An 11271-nucleotide genomic window follows, 5' to 3' on the forward strand; every position below is an offset into this window, starting at 1 on the left:
CCGCAGGGTCTGGTGGAGCACTTCAAGGCCATCGCCGCCGAAGCCTCCATGCCCTTCGTCATCTACAACGTGCCGGGCCGCACCGGGCTCAACCTGCTGCCCGCGCACCTCAAGATGATCGTGGACGCCGTGCCCGAGGCCTTCGCCGTCAAAGAAGCCACCGGCAACCTGAACCAGTGCGCCCAGGTCATCGAGCTGTGCGGCAAGGATTTCTGCCTGCTCTCCGGCGACGACTTCACCGCACTGCCCCTGTTGGCCGTGGGCGGACGCGGCGTCATCTCCGTGGTCTCCAACATCATGCCCAAGGCCATGAGCGACATGTGTCGCCTCTTCGAGGCGAAGGACCATGAGGGCGCCCTGGACCTGAGCCTGAAGATGGCTCCGGTCAACCGCGCCATGTTCATGGAGACCAACCCCATTCCGGTCAAGACAGCCCTGAACATGATGGGCGTCTTCCCCGAGGCGAGCTTCCGTCTCCCCATCGTTCCCCTGCAGAACGAAAACAAACCGAAACTGGAAAACGTCCTCAAGGAGGCCGGTCTCCTGTAGTCTTTTTCGAGCCCCTGCCCACTGCGGCCGGGGCTCGTTTTTTTTGCTCTTCTCCCCTAAGGGGCGGCATGTGCCGCCCCTTTTTTTCTCCTCCGCCGGGCTTGTATGCGCATCGCCGTTGTGGTAGTTTATCAAAAGTAAACATGCGAAGTGCACACATGCCACCGATTTCAATTGATAAACAGGCCTTGTCCGAAGCGCCACAGCGGATACGCCCGATGGGAAGGGCCATGCCCCCCTCCGGTGCGTCCGCCGGGGTGCCCCTCTACCTGGACGCGGTGTCGGCCGGGTTCCCATCGCCTGCGGACGACTATGTGGAGACCGCCCTGGACCTCAACCGCTACCTGGTGGCCAACCCGGCGGCGACCTTCATGGTCCGCGTGGGGGGCGACTCCATGGTCGACGCGGGCATCCTGGACGGTGACGTGCTGGTGGTGGACCGCTCCCGGGAGCCGCTGCCGGGCCGGATCGTGGTGGCCGTGCTGGACGGCGAGCTGACTGTCAAGCGGCTGTGCCGGTTGCAGGGGCGCATCTTCCTGGCCCCGGAGAACTCGGCCTACCGCCCCATCGAGGTCCGGGAGGACCAGGAGCTGACCGTCTGGGGCGTGGTCACCGGCGTGATCCGGAAACTGTGATGCAGCGCCCGGCCTCGTCCCCCTGGGTGGCCATGGTGGACTGCAACAACTTCTACGTCTCCTGTGAACGCGTCTTCGATCCCGCCCTGGAGAACACGCCTGTGGTGGTCCTCTCCAACAACGACGGCTGCGTCATCGCCCGCTCCGAGGAGGCCAAGGCGCTGGGCGTCGCCATGGGCGAGCCGGAATACAAGCGTCGCCCCTTCTTCGCCCATCACGGGGTGCGCGTCTTCTCCTCCAACTACGCCCTGTACGGCGACATGTCGGCGCGGGTGCACGAAATCCTGTGCGGGTTCTCCTCCGAGGTGGAGCGCTACTCCATCGACGAATGCTTCCTGCTGCTGCGCCACCGGGACCGGGACGCCCTGCTCGCCTTGGCCACCGAAATCCGGCGGACCATCCTGCGCTGGACCGGCATCCCGGTCTGCGTGGGGCTGGCCTGGACCCGGACCCTGGCCAAGATCGCCAACCGGCTGGCCAAGAAACGGCCCGACGCCGGGGGAGTCTGGATGCTCGACGACCCGGCCTCCACCCGCCGGGAGCTGGCCGGGCTGGAGGTGGGCGACGTCTGGGGTATCGGCTGGCGCAGCGCGGCCAAGCTGCACCGGCTCGGCGTGCACACCGCCCTGGACCTGACGCAGCGGACCCGCGACTGGGTGCGCGAGAAGCTCACGGTCTGCGGCCTGCGCACGGCCCTGGAGCTCCAGGGCATCCCGGCCATTCTCATGGAGGACGCGCCCCCGGCAGCAAGCATCACCTGCTCCCGCTCCTTTGGCACGCGCATAGGCGACCGCCCCTCCCTGGAGGAGGCCGTGTCCGCCTACGTGCAGCGGGCGGCGATCAAGCTCCGTTCACGCGGGCTCCTGGCCGGAGCGGTCCAGGTTTTTCTGTCCACGGCCCGGCACGCCCCCGGCCCGCAATACTCGGGCAGCGGCAGCCTGCCCCTGCCGCTCCCTTCGGACTACACCCCCGCCCTGCTGGAAAGGGCGCGGACCATCCTGCGCGACGTCTACCGGCCGGGCTACCGCTACCAGAAGGCGGGCGTCCTGCTCCTGGACCTGACCCCGCGCGGCATGCGCCAGCTTACCTTCGCCGAATGCGGCCGGGAGCCGCTCTCACAGCGCGAAAAGGGGCTCATGTCCGCCCTGGACGCCGTCAATGCGCGCTACGGCCGGGACGCCCTGCGCTTCGCCGGATCGGGCGTGGGGCCCAAACCGTGGCACATGCGCCAGCGCCATCTTTCGCAGCGGTTCACCACGTCCTGGGACGAGCTGCCGAGGGTCCGTTGACGGGCGATCAGGCCCGAACCAGCCACAATGGCAGAAAGTGGAATGAGGGGAGAACGTTTCGCAGGGGCAGCGCTCTGGTTTGAGAAATTTTTCTCAAGCCAGACCATCCCAAAGAGAAAAAGGCGATACACCGACACAACCAAGGCCCGCAAACCCGCCCGGCGGAACAGGCCTGCAAACCACGGGCGGACGGCGGCCCCCTCCACAAATGCAAAGGCCCGCCAGCACAACGCTGGCGGGCCCGACTTTGCGCAATAAATCAGCTAGATGCAATTAGGCCTTGAAGCCCTTCTCGAAGCTGGGGACGACCTGCTTCTTGCGGCTCATGACGCCGTCCAGCCACACGGGCTCGCCCTTGGTGGCGACACCGAAGGACTTCTCGACCACGGAGGGATCGTCGGAGGCGATGAGCATCTCGGTGCCTTCCTTCATGATGTCGGTCAGGAGCAGGAAGACGGAGTGGCGGCCTTCGGCCTTGACCTTCTCGATCTCGGCCTGCAGGGCTTCCTTGTGGGCGTCCAGCATGGACAGGTCCACGACTTCCAACTGGCCGATGCCAACCTTCTTGCCGGACATGTCGAAGTCCTTGTAATCACGGAAGACCAGGTCGCGGGCGGGGGTACCGTCAACGGCGGACTTGACCTTGAACATCTCCATGCCCAGGGCCATGGTGTCCGTCACACCGGCGATCTTGGCCAGCGCCTCGACGGCGGCCTTGTCCTGCGGGGTGCAGGTAACGGACTTGAACATGACGGTGTCGCTCAGGATGGCGCAGAGCAGAACGCCGGCGATATTGGCCGGAATCTCGACGCCGTAGAAGTCGTACATGGACTTGACCACGGTGCCGGAACAGCCCACGGGCCAGACCCACATCTCAAGCGGGTTCGGGGTGGTGACGTCGCCCAGCTTGTGGTGGTCGACGACGGCCACGAGCTCGCCCTTGTCCAGGTTGTCGATGGTCTGGGAGATGTCGGTGTGGTCGACAAGGATGATCTTCTTGTCGGTGGCATCGGTCACGATCTCGGGAGCGGCGAAGCCGAACTTCTCAAGAACGAAGGCGGTCTCGGGAGCAACCGGGCCCTGGGTGATGGCCTGGGCCTCCTGGCCGCGTTTGGTGAACAGGTCGGCGACAGCGATCGCGGAGGCGACGGTGTCGGTATCGGGGTTCTTGTGTCCAACAACCAAAATAGCCATATCAAAGTCCTCCTAATTGTAGTGTCCTGACATCAGGAAATTCGCACCGGGAATAGAATGTGCGAAATATCACAAAGCACGGTGGCTGCCAAGCTAAAAACGGCTCGAAAGCATGAAAAGAATGAAAAGGCCGATGCCCGTTCCCAAAATGACATAGGCGCGCTTGACCCGGAGGGCCATGAGACCGCCCAGGGTGGCGGCGATCCACAGGTACGCCCAGGTCACGTCCATGGAGGCAAAAACGCCTGGATACAGCTCCAGCAGGCCGCCGATAATGTACCTGAGGATCATGACGGCGATAAAGAAGGACACCCCGGCGGCCAGGAAGGAGCGCAGCAGCGAGCGCAGCACCAATACCGTTGGCAGGTTGGGCGACAACGGATTGCGCGCCCAGTTGAGCAGTTGGTTGTAGCTGTCCTTCTCCCGCTCGCGCAGCAGTCCCTCGATGCGCGTGCCGATCCAGGCCAGCGGCATGCTGGCGAAGAGGATGACCATGATCCGGGCCGGATCGTCGAACCCGAAGAAGGTCGTCAGGGCCAAGGCGGCGAAGGTGGCGGCCGTCAGGTGCGGCGGGATGAAGGTCCCGACAGGGATGAGATCCAGCCAGAACAGCTCGAAGAAGATGGCGATGTGCAGGCTTGTGGCGGAATCGTGGTAGAACAGACTCCAGAACAGACCGATGACCAGGGGCCGCTCAAGCAACCCGATGCTCAGGGACGAGCGGAACAGGGAGAAAAGGGCAAAAAAAAAGCGACCAGGGCGAACCAGAGAAAGGGATGGGCCAGGAGCATCAGAACCTCACCTGGATCGGATCGTTGGGGACGCAGCGGAAATCGAGGGTGACGCCCTTTTTCGTCAGGTGGCGCAGGCACCCCTCGTCCTCGTCCGAAAGGGCCACGCTGGGGGAAATCTGTTTCTTGCCAGGTGTGTAATGGACGTTGCCGACGTTAAGCAGGTTGAAGGCGAAGCCGGTGTCGTATGCCCGGCGGGCATCGGAGCAGTTGGAGAACAGAACCAGCACGTCGGACGGGGGCATGTCCGCCACCGCGTCGTGCAGATTCTCCACGCCCACGAAGACGCTGGAAATGGTCTGGGGGATGGCCAGGGACATGATCTCCTGCTGGAGCACGTCGTCAGCAAGGTCGTCGTTGGCCACGACGACGGTTTTCGCCCCGGTGTACGGCAGCCAGGCCTCAATGACCTGGCCGTGGATCAACCGGTTGTCTATGCGTACCAGAAACACGACCGCCCCTACTTCTTCGCCGTCGTCTTCTTGCGCAGCATGGCCCCGGCCACCTTGATGCCCTGCTGGCCCGCGTCGCGGATCTTCTCCGCCAGGGCGTCCAGGTGCATGAGCCGGGACTGGAGGGTGGCCACCAGCATGGGCAGGTTGACCCCGGTGATGACCTCGAGATTTTCGGATTTCATGAGCGAGAGGCTCATGGTGGTCGGCGAACCGCCGAAGAGGTCCGTCAGGGCCACCACCCCCCTGCCCGTTTCCACGGACTTGATCGTCTTGCGGATGGCGTCCACGGTCTCGTCCACGCCCCGGTTCACGTCCACGCCCACGGCCTTGCAATATTCCTGCGGCCCGAGCACGATCTCCGCCACGTCGAGCAGTGACTGTCCGAAAGAGCCGTGCGTGACGACGACCACGCCGACCAGCGATTCCTTCTTCTTTTCTGCGCCCATTATCCGAGTTCCATGTGTCTGTGTTCGATGGTTACGGCATACCTCTTTTTGCGCAGGGTCGCCAGCACGGATTCGGCAACGGCCACGGAACGGTGGCGGCCGCCGGTGCAGCCCAGGGCAAGGGTGATGCGGTACCGCCCCTCATTGGCGTAGAGGGGCAGGACGTAGGTCAGAAAATCGGTGAATTTTTCATTGAAGACCACGCCCACGTCGCTTTTCAGCACGTAGTCGGCCACTGGCTGGTCCAGGCCGCTCAGAGGGCGCAGCTTCTTGTCGAAATACGGATTGGGCAGGAAGCGGAGGTCGAAGACGAAGTCCGACTCGGTGGGCACGCCGTACTTGAACCCGAAGGTGATGATGTGCACGCGCATTCCCCGCCCCAGCTCCTCGATGGCCGACCATTTGGTCTGGATGACCCGGCGCAGGTCGTGCACCGAGTAGTCCGACGTGTCCAGGACGAGGTCGGCGTTCTGGCGGATGGCGGCGAGGAGGTTCTTCTCCTGTTCCAGGGCCCGCTCCAGCCCCAAGGATTGGCTCTCCAGCGGATGTGGGCGCCTGGTGGTGGCATAGCGCCGCACCAGCTCGGCCCGCCGGGCCTCCAGGAAGAGCACCTGGGGCACGATGCCCATGGCCGCGAATTCGGCAAAGGCGCTGTCCCACCCTTCCAGGAACTCGGGCTGGCGCATGTCCATGCCCAGGGCGAGCCCCCGGTAGCGCGAATCCTGGGTGAAGATCAGGTCCGCGATCTTAGGGGACATGCGCGACGGCAACCCGTCGATGCAGAAGAACCCCAGGTCCTCGAACACCTTGAGCGCCGTACTCTTTCCGGAACCGGAAATGCCGGTGACGACGACGACCGGGAACGGGTTGCTGGGGGTCAAGGCTGCGTCCTGTTCGGAGGGTTACACGTTCTTGAGCATGGTCCAGAGGGCGTCGAGATCTTCCGAGGCCAGAAACTGGCGGCGAAAGCTCTCGTCCTTCAGCAGACGCGATATCTGCGCCAGGATGCGCAGGTGCATTCCGGCCACCTGCTCGGGTGCAAGGACCAGGAAGAAGATGTGGCACGGCGCATGGTCCAGGGCCTCGAAGTCGACACCGGACCGGCTTCGGCCCACGATGACGATGACCTTCTCCAGGTCTTCGAGTTTGCCGTGGGGGATGGCGATGCCGTCCCCGATGCCCGTGGTGCCGAGCCGTTCGCGGTCGAGAAGGACACGGACCGCCTGGTCCGTGTCCATCTCGGGATATTTCACGCCCAAGGGGGCGATCAGTTCTTCAAGCACCTCCGACTTCGTGGCGGAGGCCAGGTCGGGAAGGATGAGGTCCTTCTCCAGGAATTCACCAAGTTGCATAATCAGTATCCAGGGTCTATCAGGCCGAAATCGCCGTTCTTTCTCTTGTAGATGACGTTGACGCCATCGGTTTCCGCATTGAGGAACACCAGGAAGTCGTTATCCATGGAATCGAGCTGCATGGCGGCCTCGTCCACGCTCATGGGCTTGGGCTCGTAGCTGTCCGTTCCCACGATGGTCGGGCGCTTGTCCGCCCCGGCCAGGTCCTCGTAGGAGATGAAGCTGGCCTTGACGCCCCGGGCCTTCTTGTTGCGGCCCTTTTCCTTCTCGCGCATCCTGCGAAGCTGCGCCTCGACCTTGTCCAGGACCATGTCGATGGTCGAGTACATGTCCTCCGAGTCTTCGTAGGCGGAAAGATGAATGTTGTCGGCATTGAGGATCACGTCAGCCTTGTGACGAAACTTGTCCACCAGCAGGTTGACCTGCAAATCGGCTTCGGAATCCGAAACGAACTTGCTCACCTTTTCAAAGCGCTTCTGGGCATAACCCTTGAGGTGGTCAGAGGGCTCGAAGTTCTTGAAAGTGAAGCTGATGTTCATGCGCTACCTCCTGGTTGAATGTGCCAACAATCTGGCTAGAAATACTGCTTGCGCTTGGAGGAGGAGGGAATGCCCATGGCGGAGCGGTACTTGGCGACGGTGCGCCTGGCGATGTTCACCTCCAGCTTTTCCTGGAGTATCTCGCCGATCCTCTCGTCACTGAGGGGCTTCCGGGTGTCCTCGTCGGCGATCATCTGCTTGATGAGCGCCTTCACGCTTTCCGAACCCACCTGCGAACCGTCGTTCAGATCCAGCGCACTGTTGAAGAAAAACTTCAACTCGAAGATACCGTGCGGCGTGGACACGTACTTGCTGGTCGTGATGCGGCTGACCGTGGATTCGTGCATCTCGATGTCTTCGGCGACCTCCTTGAGAATGAGCGGCTTGAGCTTGGTCACGCCGTGCTCGAAGAACTCCCGCTGGAAGCGGACAATGCTTTCGACTACCTTATACAAGGTTCGCTGCCGCTGGTACAGACTTTTCATCAACCATGCGGCCGAACGCATCTTTTCCTGAAAATACTCCTTCTCCTTGCTCGCCGCGCCCTTCATGGTGTCCATGTAGTAGGTGTTCATCTGCAGCCGGGGCAGGCCGTCCTCGTTGAGGATGATGACGAACTCGTCGCCGTAGCGATAGACGAAGACGTCCGGGCTGACGTAATGCGGATCGGTGCTGGAGAAACTCGCCCCCGGCATGGGGTCGAGGGTCTGCAGGAGGTCCAGGTAATCCTTGAGGTCCTCCATGGAAATCTTGAACTTGCGGGCCAGCGGCTTGTAGCGGTTCTTCTCCAGGTCTTCCAGGTGGTCCTGCACCAGGGAGACGAGGATGGGATCGTCAAGGCCGAGCACCTCCATCTGGACCAGCAGACACTCCTGCGGAGTGCGCGCACCCACGCCCACCGGGTCCAGCCTCTGGATACGCCTTATAACCGAGTCCACTTCCTCCGGCGTGGCCTGGATCAGGCCGAGGATCTCCTCGGTGGAGGCCTGGAGATACCCGTTGCCGTCCAGGTTGCCGATGACCACGTCGCCGATTGCCAGGTCGTGGTCGGAAAAGTTGGACAGGCGCATCTGCCAGCTCAGGTGCCCTTCCAGGGACGGCTTGGAGGCCAGCCGGGCCTCGAAGGAAAGCCCCTCCTCGGGCACCTCCAGGTCCCGCGCCAGGGCCTGCTTGGAGGTGCTGGAGAACTCGCCCAGGTAGTTTTCCCAGTCCGCCGTGCGGACCAGCTCCTCCTCGGCCTGCGATTCGGTCAGCTTCTCCTCGGAGGTGTCGCGCACCTCGGCCTCGGTCTCGGACTCTTCGAGAAAGGGATTCTCCATGAGTTCCTGTTGGACCGTCTCCAGCAGCTCAAGGCGCGAGAGCTGCAGCAGCTTGATGGCCTGCTGCAACTGGGGCGTCATGACCAGTTGCTGGGAGAGTTTGAGTTGCTGTCTGAGTTCCAGGCCCATAATGCGAAAGCCTCGGGGCGAATCCGTTCGGAGGGTTCTCCGGCTACACGTTATTTTTTTTCAAAGCCGCTACCACTTCTTGGCTTCGACTATGCCACACTCCAAGCGAGGAAGCAACAAAATTGTTATAACATATTGTGAGCGTTGGAATATTAAGGCGGGGCGGAGGATATGAAAGAAATGTACCAACGATTGCCGACCCTGTAAATCGGAAGTTGGCGCGAAAGAGGAAAAAAGGGCTAGAGGCGAAAGTCCTCGCCCAGGTAGATCTGGCGGGCCCGGCTGCTCTGGACGATGGCGCTCGGCGTGCCCTCCAGGATGACCGCCCCCTCGTAGACAAGGTAGGCGCGGTCGCAAATATTCAGTGTTTCTCGAACGTTGTGGTCAGAAATAAGGATGCCGATGCCCATGCTCTTGAGCACGGAGATGATCTCCTGGATGTCGATGACCGCGATGGGGTCGATGCCCGCGAAGGGTTCGTCCAGGAGGATGAACTGCGGGTCCATTATCAGGGCGCGGGCGATCTCCAGCCGCCGCCGCTCGCCGCCGGAGAGGTACATGGCCGCCTGGTCAGCCAGCTTGGTGATGGTGAACATCTCCATAAGCTCGTCGGCCCGCCTGCGCTGGGCGGCGGAGTTGAGTGAGGTCTGCTCCAGGATGATCTCCAGGTTCTCGCGCACGGTCAGCTTGCGGAAGATGGAGCTTTCCTGAGGCAGGTAGCTCACGCCCATGCGGGCGCGCTCGTGCAGGGGTTTGTCCGTGAGGGGGACTCCGTTGAGGGCCACATGGCCGGTGTTGGGCTTGACGATGCCCACCAGCATGTAGAAGGTCGTGGTCTTCCCCGCCCCGTTGGGGCCGAGGAGCCCGACCACTTCCTTGGCGTTGAGCTCGAGGTTGATGCCGCGCACGACCTCTTTCTGGCCGTAGCGCTTGGTCAGGTTGGCGGCCTGCAGTCCTCCGGCCATGGGCTACTGCTCCTTGATCCGGGCCGGGGTCATGAAGATGGCCCGGACGCGCTTGTCTTTGCCCCGCACCACTTCGCTGCGGTTCTCGCGGACGTAGAAATTGATCACCCCGCCGGTCAGGCTGTTGGGCCCGTCGCGCAGCACGGGATCGCCCTCCATGGTCAGGAGCCGCTGGTCCACGAGATAGGTCACCTTCTGGCATTCTCCCTCGGTCTTCCCTTTCTTGGCCCGGACATCGCCCTCGGCCACGATGCGCTCCACGCTGTCCACGGAGAACTTCTTGCCGGACTTGGAGGCGAAATAGGCGGAGAGCCTGCTGGCCCACAGGGTCAGGTCGCCGTGCTCGGCCACCACGTTGCCCACGAAGGAGACGACCTTGCCGTTCTCGTCGTAGGTCATGCGGTCCGCGGAAATCTGCACCGGCAGCTTGCCGGGGTCCACGCCGATCTTGATCGGGGCGGGCGCGGCCTCGGCCACCGCTCCCTTGAGCTCGCCCTCCCCTTCCGAGGCCGATGGCGCGGCCTTGGGCGCGGCCTGAGCGGGAGCCGGCGCGGCCTGTGGTGCGGGCGCAGCCGCTTTCGGCGCAGGCGCCGCCTTGGGCGCGGCGACCAGCTTCAGGTACTTGACGTTGGCGAAGCCCAGGGCGCGCTTCTCGTCGCGCACGGACTCGTCCAGCTTGAAGACCGCGACCCAGCCGTCCTTGGGAAAGTCGCACCGGACCCGCTCGCCCTTGGACAGGGTCACGGCGTGCGCCGCCTTGCGGTCGCGGGCGGCCCGGACGTTCAGGTTCACGGTGGCCTCGCGGACCTCCCCCCAGCCATCGGCCAGGGCCGGAGCGGCGAAACATGCGGCCAGGAGCAGCGCCAGTGCGATCGTGTATGCTTTTTTCATCGGGTTCATGCCCCTCGTTTAGCGCGAAAAAGGATTTTCTTCAAAGTCCGTGGTGGCCAGCAGGGCCTTGACGCCCCCGGCGGCCACGATCTCGTAGCTGACCAGGTCTATCTCCACGGCCACGGCGCTGAACGTCATGTCCGGCCGCCGGATGGTCACCCCGCCCTTGAGATAGACCTTGTTGATGGCCCCGACGTAGTCCAGGTGCTGGGCCTCCAGCTCCAGGTCGCCGAAGCGGCCCGCCACGTTGTCGTAGAGCGTCAGGTTGTCGTTCTTCTGGTCCACCTCGCCCCGGTCTGCCTTGACGTAGACTTCCTGGCGGTGCGTGCCGTAAAAAGCGGTCAACTGCGGGCGCACCACGCCGATGAGCTTCTTTTCCTGATTGTACTTGGCCTCGGAGGCCAGGAGCTTCCAGGTCATGGCCCCTTCCTTGCCCTGCACCAGCTCGATGTCCGTGGCGGTGATGTCCGCCTCGTCCAGGAGCTGCTGGCGGGACTGCGGGGCCGGGGCCGTCTCGGCGGCGCGCTCGACGATGGGCTCGGAAAAGAACACCGCCTTGACGGCGATGCCCGCAACGAGCCCCACGGCGAATATCAGGATCACAAACAGCGCGGAACGCCTGTTCATCTATCCCGCCCACTGCCGCATGGCGGCGTCGAGCAATCCACGGGCTTCGAGGATGAAGCCGATGGCGTCGCGCACGGCGCCGCGGCCGCC

14 protein-coding genes are annotated in these 11271 nt (G+C 63.2%); 3 read left to right on the forward strand and 11 right to left on the reverse strand.

Translation table 11 applies throughout. The annotated features are described in order from the left end of the window. From PHP91_RS15775 to PHP91_RS15785, 3 genes are all read left to right on the forward strand, one after another. A partial coding sequence (locus PHP91_RS15775) for a dihydrodipicolinate synthase family protein (protein WP_300142906.1) occupies window positions 1-549 on the forward strand: 549 nt, incomplete at its 5' end. A gap of 230 nt (window positions 550-779) precedes the next feature. Beyond that, on the forward strand, window positions 780-1184 hold the full coding sequence (umuD, locus tag PHP91_RS15780; RefSeq protein WP_300142909.1) for a translesion error-prone DNA polymerase V autoproteolytic subunit: 405 nt from the start codon (window positions 780-782) through the stop codon (window positions 1182-1184). Further along, on the forward strand, window positions 1184-2473 hold the full coding sequence (locus tag PHP91_RS15785) for a Y-family DNA polymerase (RefSeq protein ID WP_300142912.1): 1290 nt from the start codon (window positions 1184-1186) through the stop codon (window positions 2471-2473). The genes umuD and PHP91_RS15785 overlap by 1 nt, the downstream gene beginning before the upstream one ends. A gap of 273 nt (window positions 2474-2746) precedes the next feature. On the opposite strand, the gene PHP91_RS15790 is transcribed toward PHP91_RS15785, so the two are convergent. The 11 genes from PHP91_RS15790 to lptC form a co-directional block, all read right to left on the reverse strand. Continuing rightward, window positions 2747-3667: a manganese-dependent inorganic pyrophosphatase gene (locus PHP91_RS15790; protein ID WP_300142915.1), complete on the reverse strand. Its 921-nt coding sequence runs from the start codon at window positions 3665-3667 to the stop codon at window positions 2747-2749. Between the two features lie 93 nt (window positions 3668-3760). Next, a complete protein-coding gene (locus PHP91_RS15795; RefSeq protein ID WP_300142943.1) occupies window positions 3761-4435 on the reverse strand; it encodes a PTS sugar transporter subunit IIC in 675 nt (224 codons plus the stop codon). Window positions 4436-4457: 22 nt separating this feature from the next. After that, on the reverse strand, window positions 4458-4910 hold the full coding sequence (locus PHP91_RS15800) for a PTS sugar transporter subunit IIB (RefSeq protein WP_300142918.1): 453 nt from the start codon (window positions 4908-4910) through the stop codon (window positions 4458-4460). An 8-nt stretch (window positions 4911-4918) separates the two neighbouring features. Next, window positions 4919-5359, reverse strand: a complete 441-nt coding sequence (locus tag PHP91_RS15805) for a PTS sugar transporter subunit IIA (RefSeq protein ID WP_300142921.1) — start codon at window positions 5357-5359, stop codon at window positions 4919-4921. Next, complete coding sequence (gene rapZ, locus PHP91_RS15810) at window positions 5359-6240, reverse strand: RNase adapter RapZ (protein WP_300142924.1); 882 nt, start codon at window positions 6238-6240, stop codon at window positions 5359-5361. Before rapZ ends, PHP91_RS15805 begins: the two co-directional genes overlap by 1 nt. A gap of 21 nt (window positions 6241-6261) precedes the next feature. Further along, entirely contained in the window at window positions 6262-6711 is a 450-nt protein-coding gene (locus PHP91_RS15815; protein WP_300142927.1) for a PTS sugar transporter subunit IIA, read from the reverse strand. A gap of 2 nt (window positions 6712-6713) precedes the next feature. Next, on the reverse strand, window positions 6714-7250 hold the full coding sequence (gene raiA, locus PHP91_RS15820; RefSeq protein ID WP_300142930.1) for a ribosome-associated translation inhibitor RaiA: 537 nt from the start codon (window positions 7248-7250) through the stop codon (window positions 6714-6716). Between the two features lie 35 nt (window positions 7251-7285). Then, window positions 7286-8698, reverse strand: coding sequence for an RNA polymerase factor sigma-54 (gene rpoN / locus PHP91_RS15825; protein ID WP_300142933.1), 1413 nt, complete (start codon window positions 8696-8698; stop codon window positions 7286-7288). A 239-nt stretch (window positions 8699-8937) separates the two neighbouring features. Continuing rightward, the gene (gene lptB, locus PHP91_RS15830; protein WP_300142936.1) at window positions 8938-9663 is read right to left on the reverse strand and encodes an LPS export ABC transporter ATP-binding protein; all 726 of its coding nucleotides are present in this window, start codon (window positions 9661-9663) and stop codon (window positions 8938-8940) included. A gap of 3 nt (window positions 9664-9666) precedes the next feature. Next, entirely contained in the window at window positions 9667-10554 is an 888-nt protein-coding gene (locus PHP91_RS15835) for an LptA/OstA family protein (RefSeq protein ID WP_300142939.1), read from the reverse strand. A gap of 18 nt (window positions 10555-10572) precedes the next feature. Beyond that, window positions 10573-11181 (reverse strand): LPS export ABC transporter periplasmic protein LptC, encoded by a 609-nt coding sequence (gene lptC / locus PHP91_RS15840; protein WP_300142941.1) that lies wholly within the window; start codon window positions 11179-11181, stop codon window positions 10573-10575. Between the last annotated feature and the right edge of the window lie 90 nt (window positions 11182-11271).

The sequence above is a fragment of the Pseudodesulfovibrio sp. genome, assembly GCF_028692895.1.
Taxonomy (GTDB): domain Bacteria; phylum Desulfobacterota; class Desulfovibrionia; order Desulfovibrionales; family Desulfovibrionaceae; genus Pseudodesulfovibrio.